The organism is Lacinutrix sp. WUR7, assembly GCF_016864015.1.
In the GTDB taxonomy this organism is placed as follows: domain Bacteria; phylum Bacteroidota; class Bacteroidia; order Flavobacteriales; family Flavobacteriaceae; genus Oceanihabitans.
In genome coordinates, this window is the sequence record NZ_CP045067.1 from 3,736,685 (window position 1) to 3,759,212 (window position 22,528).

Annotated in this window: 16 protein-coding genes; 2 read left to right on the forward strand and 14 right to left on the reverse strand. The window is 32.6% G+C overall.

What is annotated here, in order from left to right:
- Position 1: 1 nt before the first annotated feature.
- Entirely contained in the window at positions 2 to 463 is a 462-nt protein-coding gene (locus tag FG167_RS16235; protein ID WP_203459259.1) for a nuclear transport factor 2 family protein, read from the reverse strand.
- Between the two features lie 120 nt (positions 464 to 583).
- On the opposite strand from FG167_RS16235, the gene panB reads away from it, so the two are divergent.
- Positions 584 to 1,402, forward strand: a complete 819-nt coding sequence (gene panB, locus FG167_RS16240; RefSeq protein ID WP_203459260.1) for a 3-methyl-2-oxobutanoate hydroxymethyltransferase — start codon at positions 584 to 586, stop codon at positions 1,400 to 1,402.
- Between the two features lie 34 nt (positions 1,403 to 1,436).
- Positions 1,437 to 2,147, forward strand: a complete 711-nt coding sequence (locus FG167_RS16245) for an RluA family pseudouridine synthase (protein ID WP_203459261.1) — start codon at positions 1,437 to 1,439, stop codon at positions 2,145 to 2,147.
- A gap of 128 nt (positions 2,148 to 2,275) precedes the next feature.
- Here FG167_RS16245 and FG167_RS16250 read toward each other — a convergent pair whose 3' ends face one another.
- The 13 genes from FG167_RS16250 to tilS form a co-directional block, all read right to left on the reverse strand.
- Positions 2,276 to 3,082, reverse strand: a complete 807-nt coding sequence (locus FG167_RS16250) for a sensor histidine kinase (protein WP_239004412.1) — start codon at positions 3,080 to 3,082, stop codon at positions 2,276 to 2,278.
- A gap of 148 nt (positions 3,083 to 3,230) precedes the next feature.
- Positions 3,231 to 3,902: a hypothetical protein gene (locus FG167_RS16255; RefSeq protein WP_239004413.1), complete on the reverse strand. Its 672-nt coding sequence runs from the start codon at positions 3,900 to 3,902 to the stop codon at positions 3,231 to 3,233.
- Between the two features lie 41 nt (positions 3,903 to 3,943).
- A complete protein-coding gene (locus FG167_RS16260) occupies positions 3,944 to 4,438 on the reverse strand; it encodes a hypothetical protein (RefSeq protein WP_203459263.1) in 495 nt (164 codons plus the stop codon).
- 43 nt (positions 4,439 to 4,481) lie between these two features.
- Positions 4,482 to 6,020 (reverse strand): YifB family Mg chelatase-like AAA ATPase, encoded by a 1,539-nt coding sequence (locus FG167_RS16265; RefSeq protein ID WP_203459264.1) that lies wholly within the window; start codon positions 6,018 to 6,020, stop codon positions 4,482 to 4,484.
- 101 nt (positions 6,021 to 6,121) lie between these two features.
- Positions 6,122 to 7,078 (reverse strand): YheT family hydrolase, encoded by a 957-nt coding sequence (locus tag FG167_RS16270; protein WP_203459265.1) that lies wholly within the window; start codon positions 7,076 to 7,078, stop codon positions 6,122 to 6,124.
- Complete coding sequence (gene ade / locus FG167_RS16275; protein WP_203459266.1) at positions 7,078 to 8,697, reverse strand: adenine deaminase; 1,620 nt, start codon at positions 8,695 to 8,697, stop codon at positions 7,078 to 7,080. The genes FG167_RS16270 and ade overlap by 1 nt, the downstream gene beginning before the upstream one ends.
- Positions 8,698 to 8,847: 150 nt before the next feature.
- Positions 8,848 to 10,089 (reverse strand): AAA family ATPase, encoded by a 1,242-nt coding sequence (locus FG167_RS16280; protein WP_203459267.1) that lies wholly within the window; start codon positions 10,087 to 10,089, stop codon positions 8,848 to 8,850.
- Between the two features lie 51 nt (positions 10,090 to 10,140).
- On the reverse strand, positions 10,141 to 10,596 hold the full coding sequence (locus FG167_RS16285; protein WP_203459268.1) for a phage tail protein: 456 nt from the start codon (positions 10,594 to 10,596) through the stop codon (positions 10,141 to 10,143).
- 4 nt (positions 10,597 to 10,600) lie between these two features.
- On the reverse strand, positions 10,601 to 11,068 hold the full coding sequence (locus FG167_RS16290; protein ID WP_203459269.1) for a phage tail protein: 468 nt from the start codon (positions 11,066 to 11,068) through the stop codon (positions 10,601 to 10,603).
- A gap of 163 nt (positions 11,069 to 11,231) precedes the next feature.
- The gene (locus tag FG167_RS16295; protein ID WP_203459270.1) at positions 11,232 to 14,777 is read right to left on the reverse strand and encodes a T9SS type A sorting domain-containing protein; all 3,546 of its coding nucleotides are present in this window, start codon (positions 14,775 to 14,777) and stop codon (positions 11,232 to 11,234) included.
- Between the two features lie 269 nt (positions 14,778 to 15,046).
- A complete protein-coding gene (locus tag FG167_RS16300; RefSeq protein WP_203459271.1) occupies positions 15,047 to 18,559 on the reverse strand; it encodes a T9SS type A sorting domain-containing protein in 3,513 nt (1,170 codons plus the stop codon).
- A gap of 151 nt (positions 18,560 to 18,710) precedes the next feature.
- Positions 18,711 to 21,098 carry a protein-disulfide reductase DsbD domain-containing protein gene (locus tag FG167_RS16305; protein WP_203459272.1) on the reverse strand — a complete coding sequence of 796 codons (2,388 nt, stop codon included), beginning with the start codon at positions 21,096 to 21,098 and terminating at the stop codon, positions 18,711 to 18,713.
- Entirely contained in the window at positions 21,098 to 22,417 is a 1,320-nt protein-coding gene (tilS, locus tag FG167_RS16310; RefSeq protein ID WP_203459273.1) for a tRNA lysidine(34) synthetase TilS, read from the reverse strand. Before tilS ends, FG167_RS16305 begins: the two co-directional genes overlap by 1 nt.
- Positions 22,418 to 22,528 lie beyond the last annotated feature (111 nt).

Below are 22,528 nucleotides of genomic sequence, written 5' to 3' on the forward strand. Positions count from 1 at the left end.
ACTAATCCTGACAGTCTTCTTTTCTTCTTGTGTCTATAAGATAGATAATTTTCCATTGTCCGTTATCATGAAACAACTGAAAAGAATTTACTCCACAATGGATAAAAGTATCATTATACCAAAACGCATAAGGCACCCAAGCATTAGCCATATTACCATTCACTTGGATTTTAAAATCAATTAAACGTTCCTCCCATTTCTGGTCTGCCAGTCTTGTTGCAACTGCTTTAATTAGTTTGGAAGCCTCTTCGGTTACTAAAATATCTTGTCCTTCCTTATTTTTATACGCTGTTTGTGTAATAAATTTATCTACCATTACAGATTTCATTAAAGTAGTATCTCCTTTATGGAAGCCTTCAAAAAAAGTTTCAATAGCACGCTTTACTTCTTCTTGCGCATGGTTTTCTTGTGCAACAATACTTCCTGAAATTAGCATTACTAAAAAGAGTATCACTCTTGCCATATTCTTAAATTTTAGTCTAAAATAATTGAAGATTAATGTTTTAAGAGCTCTATAAAGAAAAGTTTAACATTATACACATAATTTAGTACTTTTACATTCTATCAAATTATACAAAAACAGATGTCTGTAGCAAAAAAAGAATATAAAAGAGTAACTGTAAAATCATTAGTTGACATGAAGAAGCATGGCGAGAAAATCTCTATGTTAACTGCATACGATTATACCATGGCTAAAATTGTGGATGGTGCAGGAATAGATGTTATTTTGGTTGGTGACTCTGCCAGTAACGTAATGGCTGGGCACGAAACTACATTACCCATTACTTTAGATCAAATGATTTATCATGCGTCTTCAGTCGTTAGAGCAATACATAGAGCTTTAGTAGTTGTAGATTTACCTTTTGGTAGTTACCAAAGTGATCCAAAAGAAGCTTTACGTTCTGCCATTAGAATCATGAAAGAATCTGGAGGACATGCTGTAAAAATGGAAGGTGGTAAAGAAGTAAAAGATTCTATAAAACGTATTTTACATGCAGGAATTCCTGTTATGGGACACTTAGGATTAACACCACAATCTATATATAAATTTGGTACGTATACCGTACGTGCTAAAGAAGAGCAAGAAGCAGAACAATTAAAAATGGATGCATTAATGCTTGAAAAAGCAGGATGTTTTGCTATTGTATTAGAAAAAATACCAGCTAAATTAGCACAAGAAGTTGCCGAGAGTGTTTCTATTCCTGTAATTGGTATTGGAGCAGGAAATGGTGTAGATGGTCAAGTTTTGGTTACACATGATATGATTGGTATGACCCATGAATTTAATCCGCGTTTTTTAAGACGATATATGAATTTATACGAAGAAATGACTAATGCGTTTACACAATATGGTGAAGATGTAAAGAGTGGTGATTTTCCTAATGACACGGAACAGTACTAGTGTACCGTGTTCAGTAAAAAATAATTAATTATCCGTGTCAAGACTTTCAGAAAAAATAGTATCGAACAAAAACAACCTTCAAGTACTTTATGAAGACAATCACATCCTCATAGTAAACAAACGTGCAGGAGATATTGTACAAGGTGACAAAACTGGAGACAAGCCATTAAGTGATATTGTTAAAGAATACATTAAAGATAAATACAACAAACCTGGAAATGTATATTTAGGTACTGTACATCGATTAGACAGACCAACTACTGGATTAGTTATTTTTGCTAAGACCAGTAAAGCATTACCTAGACTAAATAAACTTTTTGTTTCTAAAGATATTAGTAAAACGTACTGGGCAATTGTAAAAAATGAACCTCCAAAAATCGAAGATACACTTGTACATTGGTTAAAAAAGAATCCGAAAAACAATAAATCGACAGCATATATTAAAGAGGTTCCTGAAAGCAAAAAGGCGATTCTTCATTATAAAATAAAGAAGGCTTTAGATAACTATTTCTTATTAGAAGTAAATTTGGAAACTGGAAGACATCACCAAATACGATCGCAATTATCAAGTATTGGCTGTTCTATTAAAGGCGATTTAAAATACGGTTTTGATAGAAGCAATAAAGATGCAAGTATCAGTTTACATGCCAGACAAATACAGTTTATACATCCTGTTTCTAAAGAAGAGATACATATAATTGCTCCTTTACCAAAAGATGCCATTTGGGACGCTTGTACAGAATAAAAAACTCAAAACCTAGTCTCTAAATTCCAAAAGTAAAAGAATAAAGTAAAAAAATAATACACCTTCAGTCTGTTGGTGTCAACTTCTTCAAGGAAAAAATTAAAAAAGATCCGATTGGCTAACTTTCTTTATTCAAATGGATAATTAATAGTAAGCATAACCCCTTCCCCAATTTCTGAAGTTAAGTTAAACGTAGCGTTAATAAGTGCTGCTCTACTCTTCATATTTAACAGTCCAGCCCCTTTTGCTACTGTATCTACATCAAAACCTTTACCATCATCACTAGCCTGAATTAGTAAGTTGTTGTTTTGGTAATCTAAAATAATCTTTAAGTTTTTTGCTTCCGAGTATTTAACGGAATTGGATAAAAACTCCTGAAGAATTCTAAACATAATTATTTCATGCTTCTTGTTTGTAATAGGAATTGCATTTCCTTTTACAATTAGTTCTGCACTTGTAAATTTCATTCGTTTTAATCGATCTAACTCGTTGGAAATAGATTTCTCAAAACCAATATTTAAAACCACTTCATTATTTAATGATTTTGATAAGGAGCGTACTTCCTTTAGACTATCTCTCACAATATTTGTAGTTTCTCTTACACTATCTTTAATTTCTGGAGAAACCTGCGTACCTAAAATACTTAATTGCATACTCGCAACCGATAAAAGCTGCCCAACATTATCGTGTAATTCCCAACCAATACTTTTTAACGTTTGCTCTTGTATTTCGGTTTGTGTTCTAGATATTTCTTCGTCGAATAATTTCTGTTGCTTGATTTTATCTAATAATAATTTATTTTTCCTTTTCTGAAAAACAATAAAAAAGATAACCACTAAAGCAGTTACAATTAATAAAACACCTATCATGTATATTAAAAGATACCGTTCTGCACTTGTAGATACTCTAGGATCTTGAATTAAATTAAATAACATATTGTTTATTTATTGTTGTGGTTTTGAAACAATTAATCCTATTGCAAAATAAGTTTACATAAAAATATTAGAAGCATATATGAATCCATTAGTAAAAAAGTAAATCCACTAAAATGGATTTTTTTATTATAAAGTCATTCCCTATAATTTACCCTTCATTTTTATCTGGTTTAGAAACGATTAGACCAATAGTAAATGTAGTATACATAAACAATATTACGAACAAATTAATATAACGTCGTAAAGAAACATAATTCATATCTAGTTTTCGGTAATACTGTTCATAAAAAACTAACGGCGTTTTTATTAGCCAATACAGAAGAATAGCAACACTTATATAAAAAGTTAATGATTTGTAGAAAGTTAGAATATTTTCACTTTGCAGAATTTCCATAAAATAAAAATAAACACATTGCAGGATTATTATTGCTCCTAAAATACTAATCAATGGGATTGGTTTAGTGAAAAAATCTGGTAAAGTCAATAAAATAATTAGCATGGAACTAATAGAAAAACCGATTAAAGATATTTTTAGAATTCTTTTACTAATTGCATTATTTAATACTTTTAGATAATACCATCCAAAAAAAACAACAGCTGTTATTTTCCAACAAATAGTAAACCACCAATAGTTCCTTTCCATTAATGTACCGTCTAAAAAGCTTAATGGTCCATTATTTTTCACATATAGAGTATACCTCGCAATAAGAGCAGTGACAATCACATAAACGAGAAAAAAAATGAAGTACTTAGCAGTAGTATGTTTATATTTCCGATAAAGAATTACTCCAGTTACTGCTGCTAATACTTCAATACTCATAATTAAAGTTAAATAATTATTGAGAATAAATGTACTCACAACTATTGAGGGTAATTCATTTGTGGCGGATCACCTTCACTTCCTTCATTTAATCCATTTCCGCCAGGAATATCTCCATTATTTTTAGTAGTTACAGAAATCACTTTACCTTCAGATAGCGATGGATTACCCGTTGGTACCATAAACATGGTGGTGTAACCTACTTCTTTTTCATCACTTGGATATGCTCCTAAATACACACGAATACCATTCATGTCGTACCCTAATTCTTTACTTTGTTCTTTAGCTAGGCTAATAAAAGCTTCTATATCTTCTATAGACCACCAAGAAGAGCGATTGTCTGGTCGTTTAACAATAGAGTCACTAATTAATTCATGTCTCGAGTTAAAAGCTTCGTCTAAAGCCATTGCTTCTTTTGGTGTAATAATTCCTTTTGGTGTTGTCATATTTATTTCATTTTGTGGTTTATTCAAATAAAAATAACAAATCAAAAAGCCAATAGCAAAGCCTAATAATAGTAATAGTAGTTTTTTCATAAGTTATATATTAATTTATAGCTCTATAAAGGTAAGAAAAATATTATCCTAGCCAACCTTCTCTATCTAAACTTCTATACTGAATGGCTTCACTAATATGCGAACCATTAATTTCTTCATGATTTTCAAGGTCTGCGATGGTTCTTGACACTTTTAAAATTCTGTCATACGCTCTTGCGGAAAGATTTAAACGTTCCATGGCTGTTTTTAGTAATCCTTTAGAAGCTTCATCTAAAACACAGTGTTTACGTATTTGTTTCGTGTTCATTTGTGCATTATAATGTACCACCTCCGAATTTTCAAATCGTTTGGTTTGAAGATCTCTAGCTTTAGTAACTCGTTTTCTTATTTCTACAGAACTTTCTCCTTTTCGTTCTTCAGAAAGTTTTTCGAAAGGAACAGGAGTTACTTCAATGTGAATATCTATTCTATCCAATAACGGACCAGAAACTTTACTCAAATAGCGTTGCATTTCTGCTGGACTAGAAGTTACTGGAGCTCCAGGATCGTTAAAATAACCACTCGGACTAGGATTCATACTCGCCACCAACATAAAAGAAGATGGATATGTTACGGTAAATTTTGCTCTAGAGATAGTAACTTCTCTGTCTTCCAATGGTTGTCGCATTACTTCTAAAACTTCCCGTTTAAATTCTGGTAATTCATCTAAAAATAAAACCCCATTGTGCGATAAAGAAATTTCTCCTGGTTGCGGATAACTTCCGCCACCGACTAAAGCGACGTTTGAAATGGTGTGATGTGGGCTACGGAAAGGCCTTTGCGCCATAATACCTGCATTCGCTTTTACCCTTCCAACCACACTGTGTATTTTGGTGGTTTCTAATGCTTCATGAATAGTCATTGGAGGCAAAATACTAGGCAATCGCTTGGCTAACATAGTTTTTCCTGCTCCTGGCGGACCAATTAAAATAATATTGTGTCCTCCTGCTGCTGCAATTTCCATACAGCGTTTTATAGATTCTTGTCCTTTTACATCGCTAAAATCAAACTCTGGGAAATCTAAATTTTTCTCAAACTCTTTTTTAGTATCTATGATGGTTTGCTCTAGCGCTTCGCCTTTATCAAAATAGTCTATAACTTGTTTTATATTATCTACTCCAAAAACCTGTATGTCATCGACTATGGCTGCTTCTTTGGCATTCTGCACAGGAAGTATAAAACCTTTAAAACCTTCCTCTTTGGCTTTAATAGCAATGGGTAAAGCACCGCGTATGGGTTGCAAGTTTCCATCTAATGATAATTCTCCCATGATGAGGAAGTCTTCTAAATTTTCAGCTTGAATCTGCTTAGTAGCCACTAATATACCAACTGCAAGTGTTAAATCGTAAGCACTTCCCTCCTTGCGTAAATCTGCAGGAGACATATTAATAATTATCTTTTTCCCCGGAATCTTATACCCATTATTTTGCAATGCAGCAGCAATTCTAAAATTACTTTCTTTTATTGCATTATCTGGTAAACCAACTAAATGATAACCAATTCCGGAATCGACATTTACTTCGACGGTAACTGTAGAAGCTTCCACACCAAATACAGCACTTGCATAGACTTTTTTTAACATTATAGACTATTTTCTATAAATGTAGAGAAAATAGTTTGTAATAAAAAGGGAATGGTAAATCTACTTGTACGTTTTATAAAAAGAATACTAAACCAACTAACCTATAATTGCTCCACAAATGCTAAAGCACGAAGTTCATTATAGTAATATTTTCCTTTTTGAATAAAGCCAACATGACCTCCAAAATCAGGCATTTCTAAATGTAGATTTTCGTTGCTTTTTGCTTCTTTTACAGGATAACATTCTGGAGATAAAAACGAATCGTTTAAGGCATTAATTAGCAAGGTTGGTACCTTTATATTTGGAAGAAATTGCAAGCAGCTAGATTTGGTATAATAGTCTGTTGCGTCTTTAAAACCATGTGCTTTTGAAGTGTAAACCGCGTCTACATCTCTTAATAATTTAATAGAATCAATTTCTTCTTCTGAAATATTTTCAGGAAACTGAAGCACCTTCGGTTTTAACTTATCTACCAGATGTTTTTTAAATCGGATAGCATACGGTTTGTTTTTTAGCTTGTGTAATTCGTTAGCAGAACCTTCTAAAAAGCATGGTACCGAAATAGCAATAGCTCCTTTTATTTCCTTAGGAATACTGCGTTCTTCCCCTAAATATTTTAAGGTAATATTGCCGCCAAGACTAAAACCGTTGAGAAATATTTCGGTGTAGTTTTTCGTTTCTAGAATATACTCAATGACCTCGTGTAAATCATCAGTTGCACCAGAATGGTAACTTCTGTATTTTAAGTTAGGTTCGCCACTGCAACCTCGAAAATTCACACAAATAGCATCAACGCCATTTTCATTAAATAGTTTTGCAGGACCAGTAACGTAAGGTCGTTGCGCATTACCTTCTAAACCATGTAAAACAATAATTAGCTTGCTGGATTTCTCTTTTGCGTAACTCCAATCTAAGTCTATAAAATCGCCATCACTAAGTGTAATACGTTCTCTTTCTTGTGTTAAATCTACTTTACGAATTAGACCAGAATAAATGGTAGCAACATCTCCGTTTCTAAAAAAAATGGATGGCTTGTATGTGGTGTTAAGTATTGGCATTAGACTTCTAAACTCGTAAATTTAAAATCAGTACCACTAAATAGTCCTTTGTCGCTTAGTTTTAAATCAGGAATTACTAATAAAGCCATAAAAGATAACGTCATATAAGGCGCATGCAACGTACTTCCTAATTGTTTTGCCATTTTATCTAAATCGGCATAGTCTTTACCAATAGTGGCACCATCTTGATCGCTCATAATTCCTGCAACTGGAAGGGCAACAATATGTTCTTCGGAATCGCTTATTGCACAAATTCCTCCTTTGTTTTCAATGATTAGATTTACCGCTTTACAAATTGCTTCGTCAGAAACACCAACAGCAATTATATTATGCGAATCGTGACCAACAGAACTTGCAATTGCCCCTTCTTTTAATCCGAAATTTTTAATAAATGCAATGGCAGGTTTGTCGTTATTATAGCGATTTACGACCGTCATTTTCAGGATATCTGTTGCAGTATTAGAAACAAGATTTCCGTTTTCTATAGTTGCTTCTTCAATAAGCTCGTTAGTTACTAATTGTCCTTCTAAAGCTTCAATCACTCTAATTTTTTCTGCGGAAGAATCGAATTTAAAATCGGAAATAGTCTTCTTTTCCGTATTGAAATTATTTAGGTTTTTAAAAGCGACATCTTTAATATTTACTTTTCCGAAGTCATAAACCAATTCGCCATCAATATAAGTCTGAAGGGTTTTAAAATCTTTTAAATCTTCGACTACAATACAATCTGCTGCATCGCCAACTTGTAGCAAACCAACATCTAAATTATAGTGCTTTACAGGATTTATACATGCTGCTTGCAATACTTTAAACACATCTATGTTTTTGGCTACTGCTCTTCCACATAATGCGTTGATATGTGAAATAATTAAATCGTCTGGATGTTTATCATCACTACAAAACATCATGTTTTCAAAATGCTCTGGCATCAAATCGATTAATGCTTCAAAGTTTTTTGCTGCACTTCCTTCACGAATTAGAATTTTCATGTCTTTTTGCAATTTCTCTAAACCTTCCTCAAAGGTGAAACACTCATGATCGGTAGAAATTCCTGCTGCTATATATTTGGTAATATCTTCTCCTCTAACGCCTGGAGCATGACCATCTACAGGTTTGTTATTTTGTTTTGCGTGTGCTATTTTTTTCAAGACTTCTTCATCATCAAATAAAACGCCCGGATAATTCATCATTTCGGCAAGATATTTAATATCTGGATTTTCCATTAATTTCTTAATGCCTTCGGAATCGATAATCGCTCCGGCAGATTCAAAACTAGTTGCAGGAACGCAACTTGGTGCACCAAAATTAAATTTAAAAGGCACTTTTTTTCCATTTTCAATCATGAATTCCACACCAGGAACTCCTAAAACGTTTGCTATTTCATGCGGATCAGAAACGGTAGCAACGGTTCCATGTTGTACTGCTAGTTTTGCAAACTCACTTGGTACTAGCATAGAACTTTCAATATGTATGTGTGCATCTACAAAACCTGGGAGAATATATTGATTGTTCGTTGTTTCCTTTTCTGTAATCGAAGCTATTTTACCAGCTGTAATAGTAACTTCTCCTTTGTAGATTCTTTTGTTAGGTATATCTACTATGTTTCCTTGTAATATCATTAAAATGGAATTGAATTATAAAAATGTAAGATAAAGCAAAAAAGCTTCCCTTAAAAACGGAAGCTTTTTTTTTATTTTGTTTTAGCAGAATTAATTTTCCATATATTACTGAAATGGTTTTGCTATTGCCGAAACTAAGTAATAAAAGTACTAGTTACGTTTTTCGTATTCCCGACGAATGCCTTTAATAATCCAAGTATTACTAATCGTTTTTTCTTTTTCTTTAATTGTTTTTAAGCTTGCAAAGCGAATAACATTCATTATCTCTGTTGCGCTGAGTTCATATTTTTCGGAAAGTATTTCTAAATCTGTTTTTAAATCTAGTTTCCCTTTTTCAGGAATTGCATTTTTCCAAAGTTTAAATCTTTCGGATGCATTGGGTAAGAAAAAGGGAACTTTTACTTGAAATTTCTGATTGATTTCAGAATCTTGAATATTATATTTCACGGCAAAAATGAGTATTCCGTTATAGTTTTCCATTACATTTAATAGATAGGAAACTTCTTGATTTACATAGGAATCGTGCGCATCTCCTACTTCTGTCCTTTTGCCGAATATGGCATCAGCTTCATCAAAAAACAAAATACTATTCGATTTTTCAGCAAAACGAAGTACAGCCATTAGATTTTTTTCGGTCTCCCCAATATATTTCGAAATAATACGAGATAGGTTAACTCGGTATACGTTTTGATTTGTTTTCTTTCCTATTAAACTTGCAGTTAAAGTTTTACCAGTACCTGGAGGTCCATGAAACAATGCCCAATAACCAGGTTTAATTTTATTGGACATTTCCCATTCTTTAAAAAACACATCACTATGTTCTATCCAATCTAGAATATCGTCTATTCCTTCCTTTGTTTTATCATTCAAAACTAGATGGTCCCAATTCCAATCGGTATGTAAAACTTCTACATTTTTAATGGCATTAGAAATACGAGAAAACTTTGCGCTAACTTCTATTCGTAATGGATCGCCATTAGGTTCAAACAAGGTATAGTTTAAATTTAAATCGGAAAGAATTCCACTAAACGCTAGACTATCACCCCATTTAACTAGCAAAAACCGAGGATGTTTTTCGCTAGCTTTTTTAAAATAAACGGTATGCATAAAAATAGCTAATTGGTCTTTAACCGCATGATTACCGGAATTATAGGCATAACCAGCAATGGTATTTGTGCCGTCCAAAATAAAATCTAAATTTAACTCTTTTGGCTCTGAAACTACATACGAAGAATTCGATGTTTCACTAGTTGTTAATCGATGTTTTTGAGAAAATCCTTTAGGATTAACTGGTAGTGAAATTGGGTTTGGTTGTACTTTACTTAATGTAGAGAAACTCCTATCTGTATACGCAAATAGTAGTACCTTAATTAATTTATCTGGACTTCCCATAATTCCTTTTTTTAATATTTATTGTGAAAATCTGGTTATTTATAGTAGCAATTAAATCGATTGAAAGTAATTATATTTCAAGACTAAAGTTTCTATAAGGATCTCTCCTTTTTCGGCATTTAACTTTCCTATTTCCCAGCGCATTGGCCAGACATGAAATAATCGCCAGCGTAATAAAACGGCATGTTGTTCGTCTAAAACATCAATTTCTATTGCTTCAATTGGTTGCTTTATATGATTTTGAAAAGCTTCTTGACACCAATTGGTTAGCGCCCTATTTTCTTCGGTAACTATACCTCTTTTTAAGGTGAGCGGTGTATAAATAATATTGGAAGGAAGTTGATGTAGGAATCTATTTTCGCCACCTTCTCTTAAAGTTTTACTCTCTGATTGCACATGCAACCCGACAACAGACTGAAAACCGACTTGTAATTGCTTCGCTTTAGGCAAACCAATAAAAGTCACGTTAAAATGAAAACCGACAATAGGATATAGATCTGTAGCCATCGTTTTATTTTGCTTCTAAAATGGATATTCCTTCATGTACCAATATCATGGTTTCAATAGCTATTTCATTAGAGTCTGCTTTTAAACTTGCCGATTGTACTTTACTTGGCCAAGCGTTTTCTAGAACCCAAGTTATTATAGGTTCATGATTTTCATTAAGTAGTTTTATGTATACACTTCTTCTATATAAAGATCCTGTATTGCTTCCTTCTTGAAAAAAATAGGTTTTTTGCCATTCTTTAAAAAAGTCAAAGTCGCCTTGATACGTGCCTCTTTTTAAGGTTACATCACTATACTTGGTAAGACCTGGTTGTTTTGTTTTGTTATATTTTTTACTATTTCCGGAACGATATTCTATGACTTGTGTTTCAAAATCTAATCCACTTACTTCTAAGAAGTCTAATCTAAAATCGTCTCCCCATTCTACGGAAAAATGAAATTTTGCCAAAGGGTAATCTCCAACTGCAGCCATAACTTTATATTTAAAATTAATTCACTAAAACAAATGTAAAATCCTACAAATCAATATTTTACAATATAAATATACATATTTTACTGGAGATTTTCACCTTTCTATATAACAAAAAAAGCTTCCATTAAAATGGAAGCTTTTTAAAATAGGATTATATAAGAATTTAATTTTTAATAAACTTCTGCGTTTGTTTTGCATTACTAGAATGCACCTCTAAAAAGTAAATACCATTAGATAAGGTAGTGACATCTAATTCATATTGTAATGCATTATTTGATAATTCTATGGCATTTAATTTCCTTCCGTTCACATCATAAATAGTCAAACTATTTAAAGCTACTTTACTTTTAATGGTAAGCAGACTTTCTGTTGGGTTTGGATACACAGAAAAAGTATTGGTATTAAACTCGCCAACCGATAAGTTTTCTACAATCTCTGTTGCAACTGTATTTGTTGTAATTGCTGGATTAAAATCGAAGAAAATATCTGCTGTATTATAAAAAATATCACCAACCGCTACTCCTCTTTTAGGTTTTATTTTATAAGCAATAAATCCATGTGAGTTTGGTTCATCATTGGTACTATCTGCTAGATTAATATTATCAAATATAAAATCAACCATCGTACCATTTGTAATTTCTACTTTTCCGGTATGGCTTAGACTTTCTATCTGCATGGTAGTATAATCTAACTTATCATCAAGTACATTTTCTACATGCACATTAATGGCACTTGCGGTTCCTGTATTTTGAAAACGAATGATATAATGTAAGTATTTATCTGCATCTTCTAGTAGAATCTCTTCCCCTTCTAAAACGCTAATATCATTTGGATCGTAAGAACCAATTACGGTTTGGTTTAAGGTAAATACATTATCGTCTTCTGTTTCATCCCCTGCTACTGGGGTTATAGTAGCAATTGCAATTAACGCATCATCTATATTTGTTGTTGGTGGTGCAAATACATTAAATTCTAAATTAATGATTCTAGTTTCAAAAGGAATTAAGTCTGTGAAATTAAACGTTAATGTATTTGTCGTTTGTGTACTAATCGTTTCACTTGCATTTAAGAAACTTAGCTTTGTGTTTTCAAATTCAAAAGTAACATTACCACTTAATTGCGTTGTACCAACATTTTTATACACTATTTGATAGCTTGTATTAAAACCAGGTCTTGGTTCGTTAATTGATGGGTATACTGAAATGTTTAAATCATTAATTGCACCTATTGGTTCTATACAAAAATCAATTGTATCGGTATTACCAACGCCTGTAAAATTAGAGATTTGAGAGGTTGGGTTAGAAACATAGTAATAAGGTAATTGAGATGTTATAGAAGTTGTATACTCGCCTTCATTAGGAAACAACTGATATAAGCCATTACTACTTGAAGTAAATGTAGCGAAACTATCTGAAGTACTTTCAGTAACAACCATTAAATCAGGCACTACATTATCGGAAACATCGCAGCCATTAGCATCCATATCCATTCGAATGGTACCATTAATTTCATTAAACTGCGTTCCTAAATTTTTATACCAAGCAATCTTACTTGAAGAACCAAAAAGCACGTCCATATTACCATCTTGATCGATATCTGCTGCAAAAACCGATTCAGCTCCTGCATTTACAGCTATAATTTGCTGACTCCCGAAACTACCAAGCCCATTTATATTTTCATACCAAGCTATTTCTCCATCGTTACTAGAAGCGGATAACACATCCATATCGCCATCGCCATCTATATCTGACGCGTATACAGATTTAGCATTATAAGCCAAGTTCGTTATTGTCTGTCCAAGTCCAAAATTACCGAAACCATCTATATTTTCATACCAAACTATGGAATTACTAGTTTGATTTGCGGACAACACATCCATATCTCCATCACCATCTAGGTCCGAAGCAAAAACGGATTGGACATAAGTTGCATAGGATGAAATAATATCTTCACCACCAAAATTATCATAGGAGTTTCCATCATTTTCATACCACGATATTTTATTTTGAGATTGTGTAGCTTGTAAGACGTCTAAATTTCCATCACCATTTAAATCAGAGGCATATACTGAAGTTGATGTTATATTACTACCAAAAAGTAAAACTTTTTCGCTACCAAAATTACCTAAACCATCGATATTTTCATGCCAAGATATTCCATCACGATCTGCAGTTAATACATCTACATCCCCATCGTTATCTAAATCGGCACCATAAACAGATTTTCCTTGATTTGTACTCCTTATAGGGTGTTTTTCTCCAAAATTCCCCATACCATCCAAATTCTCAAACCAACCAAAATTACCACCATTATGAATTGACAATACATCCATATCGCCATCGCCATCAATATCAGCTGCATGAACGGCCCAAGCTTGAGCGGTATTATAGCTTATAATTTTTTTACTAGAAAAACTTCCTTGGCCATCTTGATTTTCATACCACGATATATTACCGTCTAAACTTGCAGACAAGACATCTAAATCTCCATCCCCATCCACATCAGTACTATATACAGTTTTAGCACCAGCTGCAGATGACGTTACAGATTGTGGGTTACTAAAATTTCCTAAACCATTTAAATTCTTAAATATGGTTAATGCATTACTACCATAAGAAGCAGCTAGTACATCCATGTCACCATCGTTATCTATATCTGAGGTAATTACAAACTCTGCAGTACCATTTGTTAATCCAATTTCATTGGAAGTACTAAAACTACCTAATCCATCTGTGTTTTCGTACCAACTTATTTTATCATCATCGGAAGCAGATATAACATCCATATCACCATCATTATCTATATCTGAAGCATAAACACTTTTTGGATCATTTGCAATAGTAGATATGATTTGCTGAGTCCCAAAAGTACCTTGACCATCTGTGTTATCATACCAAGCTAACTTATTATCACTTGACGAAGCAGATAAAACATCCATATCTCCATCATTATCTATATCTGCTGCATAGACAGATTCCACTCCAATTACTGAAAAAGTTAACAAATGCGGATCAAAATCACCTAAACCATTCGTGTTTTCATACCAAGATATTCTGCTAGAAGAAGAAGATAATACAGAAGCTGCTATTAAATCCATATCACCATCATTATCAAGATCTACCGGATAAACAGATTTTACATCGGATGCATTTAATGTTATAACCTGCTGATTACCAAAAGTACCTTGACCATCTGTGTTTTCATACCAACCAATCTTACCATCTCCAGAAGAAGAGGCTAAAACATCCATATCTCCATCGCCATCTATATCAAATGCATGAACCGTTTTCGCACCATACGCTACTATAGTTATAATTTGTTCATTCCCAAAATTGCCTAGCCCATCTGTATTTTCATACCAAGCTATCTTATTATCACTTGACGCGGATAAAACATCCATATCTCCATCACCATCGATATCTGCAGCATAAACATACTTCGCTCCATTAGCTGCTGAATTTATGATTTGTTGATTACCATAATTACCTAAACCATCGATATTTTCATACCAAGTTATTTTATTGTCATTAAAAGACGCTAACAAAACGTCAAGATCACCATCACCATCAATATCGGTTGTATAAACAGATTCAACTCCATCAATTAATAAGGATTGATCAATGATTACATTTTCCTGAAACCCTATTTGGGCAGTAGCACAAAAAGTTAAACAAAAAGTAAAAAGGAATAGGAGTACTTGTTTTTTCATAATTTAGGTCTAATAGATTTAGGATACTAACTTACAATAAATAAATAAATAACTTTACACATACACTTCAAAACTAGTCCATTTTAAATCTAGAATCACCTATAGCTTTTTAATGTCTTCAAAATTATTAATTGCCCGAGCAAATTAAAAACGAATTGCAAGAACAGAAGAATGTGCTCTACAATTAAATTGAAAAGTCACTTTAATATAAAACAAAAAAAAGCTTCCCTTAAAAACGGAAGCTTTTTAAAATACTAATGTTCAAGAATTTACTTTTTAATAAACTTCTGTGTTTCATGCGAGTTTTCAGAAACTAGTTCTATAAAATACATTCCGTTAGATAAATTAGCGACATCTAATTGGTATTGTAATGTATGATTGGATAGTTTTACATCTTTAATTTTTCTACCATTAATATCAAAAATAGTAATAGCACTCAAAGGTATTTTACTGGTAATGGTTAATTGATTTTCTGTTGGGTTTGGATACACAGAAAAAGTATTGTTATTAAACTCGCTAACCGATAAGTTTTCTATAATTTCTGTTGTAACGGTATTGGTAATAATTGCTGGATTAAAATCGAAGAAAATACCCGCTGTATTATAAAAAACATCACCCACTACTACATCGCTTTTCGGTTTTATTTTATAGGCAATAAATCCATGCGAGTTTGGTTCATCATTGGTACTATCTGCTAAGTTGATATTATTAAAAACAAAGTTTACCTCACTCCCGTTTTTTATTTCTACACGACCAGCATGACTCAAACTTTCTAATTGCATGGTTGTCCAATCTAATTTATCATCTAAAATATTTTCTACATGCACATTAATAGCACTTGCAGTTCCTGTATTTTGAAAACGAATGATATAGTGCAAATATTTATCTACATCTTCCATTACAATTTCTTCACCTTCTAAAACTCGAATATCATTTGGATCGTAAGAACCAATTACGGTTTGGTTTAATGTAAACACATTATCGTCTGGCATATTATCTCCAGAAACTGGATTTATAGTGGCCGTGGTAACTAATGTATTATTTATATTAGTTGTAGGAGGACCAAACACATTAAATTGTAAATCTATGGTTCTTGTTTCTAATAGATTTAAATCTGCATAATTAAAAGTTAAACTATTTGCCGTTTGTGCAACGACTGTTTCGTTAGCACCTAAAAACTGCATTTTACTAGCATTAAACATATAGGTAATATCCCCACTTAATTGTGTAGTTCCTAAATTCTTATACACTATTCTGTATGTAATATCAAAACCTGGTCTTGGATCGTTAAAAGGGGAATAGATAGCAATTTCTAAATCATTAATTGTTTGATTAGATGATAAACAGAAATTGGATATATCTGTATTTCCCAGCCCAGAAAAACTAGAAGAATTTGAAACCGGATTAGAAGAAAAATAATTTGGCAAGCCTGAAATAGCAGTTACAAAATCACCTTCATTTACAGCTATTTGATAACTCCCATTTTCTTTGGTAAATGTTGCAAAATCATCTGTTCCATTACTACTTTGAATCATTACATTTGGCAATTCCATATTACTAGTATTACAACCATCATCGTTTATATCGAAACGAACTGAACCGTATATTTCATTACCTAAAAGGTTTAGGTTTTTATACCACGTAATATTATCAAAGTTTTTTCCTGCAGATACCACATCCATATCTCCATCGTTATCTATATCGCTAGAAAAAAGTGATACTGGTCGCCCAATACTTGTAGACACCAATTGTTCGCTATTAAAAGTTCCTTGACCGTCTATGTTCTCGTGCCAACGTACTTCTCCGGAATAATTAGAAACACTATAGGTAGATAAAATATCGATATCCCCATCACCATCTACATCACCTGGAAAAATAGAACTTACTACAGCTGAAGTATTGGTATCTGAAGCTATTATTATTTGACTACCAAATGCACCTAAACCATCTAAATTCTCATACCATGCTATTTTACGATCATCGGAACCGAATACCATATCTAAATCATTATCACCATCTATATCTATAACATAAATAGAATGCAAATCCTCAACACCTGAAGCGATCCCCTGCGGAATTCCAAAAGCTCCATTTCCATCCGTATTTTCACTCCAAGAAATAAGATTATATTCTCCAAAAACAATATCCATATCCGTATCACCATCTATATCTGCTATCTTTAATCCATTGCCAATTACATTTACATTATCAATTAGAACTTGAGGTGCACTATAAGAACCTTGACTATCTAGATTTTCATATAATAATATTTGATTTGTTTTGTACGCAATAATATCTAAATCATTATCACCGTCTATATCATTTACATCTATAAATCTCACGACTGTATTATCATCAATTTCATGTTGTATACTAAAATTTTGGCTACCTGTATTTTCAATCCAAAAGAACCTAGAACCAGACGAACAAAGCAGGTCTTTATCTCCATCATTGTCTACATCTGTAGGAAACATAGAACCACAATAATCACTTGAAATAAACCTTATATTACCAAAAAGACCATTCCCATCTGTATTTTCAAACCAGGCTAAATTATTTAAAGACCTAGAAAGTATATCTTCATCACCGTCTCCATCTATATCAAAAGCTATCACCTCTTGTGGTGTATCTGCATTCGTTAATATAACTTTCTCTGAACCATAATCTGGTTGTCCATCTAAATACGCATGCCATGAAATTGTTTCGTATTGTTCCGAGTATTTAACGACGTCCAAATCTCCATCTCCATCTAAATCGGTTGCATATATGTTCGTGGTTCCTTCAGAATACGTATTTAAGAAATTTACAAAACTAGAAAAACCTCCTGTGCCATTATTTATGTGATAGATGGAAGAATGGTTGTAACCTCCACTTACAATTATATCCATAAATCCGTCATTATTTATATCTGAAACGTCCATAAACACTCCTCCGGTTCCAAAATTTATTCCATCTGCAAAATCTCCAAGACCATTCTGGTTTTCATACCAAATTAAAGTACCAGAAACAGAGCCATCTACTGTAATTAGATCCAAATCTCCATCATTATCAAAATCCATAGAAGAAATAGAATCTGCATTATATTGTGTGGACCCAATGAGTTGAGAAGATCCAAAATCCCCTAAAGCATCGGTATTTTCATATAGGTATAAATTTTCATTATCACGACCAGCAATAATATCCATATCGTTGTCGTTATCCACATCTGTAATGTGTAATGTTAGTATTGTAAAACCATCGTTAATAATTTGTTCCGAACCAAAAATTCCTAATCCATTTGTATTTTCAAACCAAACCAACTTGCTATCCTGATAATTAGAAGCTACAATATCTAAATCCATATCATTATCTAAATCGGCATAACTAATACTAAATGCATCAAATGGTATAGATTGCTGACTAATAAAAGTCCCTAATCCATCTGTATTTTCATACCAAGTAATGTATTCATCACTACTAGAAATAACATCTGTATCACCATCACCATCCACATCTAGAGCATAGGCTGTTCTAAAACCAGAAGACGTTAAACTTATCGTTTCCGGTGTTCCAAAATCTCCTTGTCCATCCAAGTTTTCTAGCCAAGCAACTTCATTACCATTACCTAAAATCACGACTAAATCCATATCTCCATCCCCATCGATATCATTAGAATGAACAAAACCATTGGTATAGCCGGGATATACGTTTTCCGAATTAAGAATATTATCTTGAAACCCTATTTGGGCAAAAGTAAATTGGATAAAGAATAGAAATAGTAAACAAATGTATTTTATTTTCATGCTTTTTTAATTTTAAGGATTGAAAATACACATAAAATTCTAAAACACTAACAGATACCAAAAAAAAACCTTCCAAAATTGGAAGGTTTAAAATCTAATATATAAAATTCTTATTTCTAATCACTAAGACTCCTGCTTCCACAGAAATTAGTTACTTCTTAAAATTCTCCACTCCTTTAACCAACCAATCATAATACACATCTGCATTTGGAGTATATGCTGTAGTATGATTTAAAAGTTCCATATTATGATCTAATAATACATAAAATGGTTGTGAATTATTCTGAAAATTTAGCGTTTGTAAGGTTGCCCATTTGTCGCCAATAGTCTTTATATTCTTAATGCTTCCGTTGTGTTTTAAGAATTGAAATTGCTCGTCTTTTTCCAATTCTTTTCTGTCATCTACATATAAAGATATAATAACATATTCTTCGTTTAAAACAGTATAAATCTTGTCTTTACTCCAAACTTGTTCTTCCATTTTTCGGCAGTTTACACAAGCCCAACCTGTAAAATCTAACATGATTGGTTTGTTCTCTGCTTTTGCTGCAGCAACACCTTCTTCTAAATCTTTGTAGCAATTTAAACCTAACGGACAATCGGATTCTTTTTCATATAAACTATATGGTAAAGGTGGCGGAAAACCACTTAACAACTTTAAGTTTGCATGTTCTGTATTGGTTAAACCCGGAATTAAATAGATTACAAATGCACCTACTAATACGGCGAAAGAGATTCTACCGAAGCTTAATTTTTTAAGCGGACTATCATGCGGAAACTTAATTTTCCCTAAAAGATACAGGAGTAAACCAATTCCTAAAACAATCCAGATACCAATAAAAACTTCACGTTTTAAAAGTCCCCAATGTTTTACTAAATCGGCATTAGATAAAAATTTAAAAGCCATTCCTAATTCTAAAAACCCAAGAACGACTTTGGTTGTGTTTAACCAACCACCAGATTTTGGTAATGCGTTTAACCATTTTGGGAACATTGCAAATAAAGTAAATGGTAATGCTAATGCTAGTCCGAAACCTGTCATTCCCATCGTCAATTGCATCGCTCCACCATCACTAGTTAACGATCCAGCTAGTAGTGATCCTAAAATAGGTCCAGTACAAGAAAAGGAAACAATAGCAAGTGTTAATGCCATAAAGAAAATACCGATAATTCCACCAACGTTAGATGCCGAATCCATTTTATTTCCCCAAGATGCTGGTAATGTAATTTCATAAAATCCGAAGAAAGAAAACGCAAAAAAAGCAAGGATAATAAAGAAGATAATATTTAGCCAAACATTGGTTGAAATGGTATTTAATATCTCTGGATTCAAAGAATCTAAAAAGTGAAATGGCAAACTTAAAAGCACATAGATTACTAGAATAAACAATCCGTAAAGCATGGCATTTGCTAATCCTTTTTGCGAATTGCTTGCACTTTTTGTAAAAAAGGAAACCGTTAATGGAATCATAGGAAAAACACATGGTGTTAACAAGGCTATTAATCCGCCAAGAAAACCAAGAACAAAGATTCCAAAATTCGATTTTTCTTTAACCTCTTCTTTTTCATATTTATCCCAACCGGTAACATTAAGTTGTAGTTTATCCGACAACTCTTTGCTTCTTGCATCGATAGCTGTTACTGCTTTTGCATTAGAGCTTCCATCTAAATTGGTTGTAAATGTATATGTAGTTGGTGCAAGACATTTTACGTCGTCACAAGCTTGATAAAACACTTCTGCTTCTATGGTTTTTAAATCTGAATTTAAAACTTTAAACTTCTGCTTAAAAACCGCTTTGTTTTCAAAATAACGCACTTTCATTTGAAACGCTTGTTCAAAAACTTCTTTGGTTTTAGATTCTTCTATATCGCCAATCAATTCATAATCTTGCGATGTATTATTAAAACTAAACTCGGTTGGTATTGGACCTAATTCAGAATCCTCCACAACCTTTTGCGAGTAAAAATGCCAGTCTTTATCTATGGTTGCTTCGTATGTAATTTCATATACATCTTTTTCTATTTCTGTAATATTTGTTGTCCAACTTACAGGATCTAAAATATTAGAAGTTGTAGTCTCAGAATTACCAGGAAGCTCAAAGTTTAATACTTCGCTTTCAAAAATACATTTCTCATCATCACAAGCTTGATAAAATACTTCGGAAGAAATAGTGGTAATTTCAGGATTTAAAAGCTCTATTTTTTGGGTGAACGTTGCAGCTCCATCAAAATAGGTTAAATCCATTTGAAAAACTTTATCAAATTTCGTGATACTTTCACTTTCTAAAACTGCCCCAATTCTTTTAAAGTCTTGCGTTTGTGCAATAGAATCAAATTCAAATTCTGTTGGCAAAGCACCTCCTTCTGGTAAATGCTGGGAGTATAAATGCCAATATGCGTCTATTTCCGCTTGGTAAATAAGATTGTATTCTGTTTTTGAAATTTTTTCTACTTCTGTGGACCATTTTACAGGTGCTAGTTGCGCAAAAGATTGACTAAATGAAAAAAAAGTAAGTAGTACTAATAAAAAATGCTTCATTATTGTAATGTGATTTTTAATATATTTTTTGTTTTTTCTGTGACTTTATACCGATTGTCACCACGCTTATTTATTACCCAAACGACATCTTCGCCAGAACACAAAACGAAAGTTTTCTCTTTTTCTATTAAGGAATATTTTTCGTCTTTAAAAAACTTACTCAGCTTCTTTTTGCCTTGCATGCCTAAAGGGTAAAAATAGTCGCCTTTTTCCCATTTTCTTACTGTTAACGGAAACTTTAACAAATCTTTATCAACAAAAGACACATTGGTATGTTTCCCAAAAACAGCATCTGCTTCCTCAAAGAATAAAACTCCTAAATCCGTTTTTAGTTTTTTTGTGTTTTCTTCTATGAATAATGTCTCGACTGCGCTCGAGGAGACATTAGAATCTACTTCCGTTAACAACAAATATTCTCTATCTTTTAATAACCTGTGTGTACTAGAAAAGACCTGTTTTCCAGATTGAGCTTCTAATAAATTATAAACATCATTCCATGCTGTAAAGTTGAATTCTTTAAGCAATTCAAACAAATAGGCCTTGGTATTGGATAGCTTTTGAAGTTTTTTAATATTAAATTTTATGATTTCCCCTTCCACCGAAACTACTTTTTTCTGCACGCTAGTTATCGCATCTTCAATAATGCTTTTGGCATCTTGTAAATTGTTTTGTGTGGTTTCAAAATTTTGAAGCAATTCGGCATTCATTTCCTTTAAAACAGGAATTACATCATGACGTAATTTGTTTCGTAAATACTTGGTAGATGCATTACTACTATCTTCTCGCCACTTAAGATTATTACTTTTTGCAAAGCTTTCTATTTGTTCTCTTGTAAATTTCAGCAATGGTCTTACTACATTTTCATTCACTTCTGGAATTCCTGTAAGTCCGTCTAATCCAGTACCTCGAGTCAGGTTTATTAAAAAGGTTTCCAGATTATCATCTGCATGATGTGCAGTTAAAATATAATCGAATTGTAGTTGCTCACTTAATTCTTGAAACCAATTATAACGTAATTCTCGAGCAGCCATTTGGGTAGAAACCTTATGGGTTTCAGCAAATGTATTGGTGTCAAAATGTTGGATAAAAACTTCTACTTGTAAATCTGCTGCCAATTGTTCTACAAAATCTTGATCGCCATCACTTTCTATTCCTCGTAAGTGAAAATTGCAATGTGCTAATGAAAAATTAAGATTTAATTGATGGCATACATGCGTTAAAACCACAGAATCTAATCCTCCAGAAATGGTAATAAGCAGTTTACTTTCTTGAAGGAAAGGAAGTTTTTGGTTTATATGTTTTTGAAATTTTTGAAACAAGTTAAAAGGGATTAGGCACAAGGCAATTAGTTAAGTAACTTTTTAATTAAAACGTTAAGCATTTTCTCTATTTCCATGGAAAGCGATTTAATTTCTTTTAAAACGGCTGCA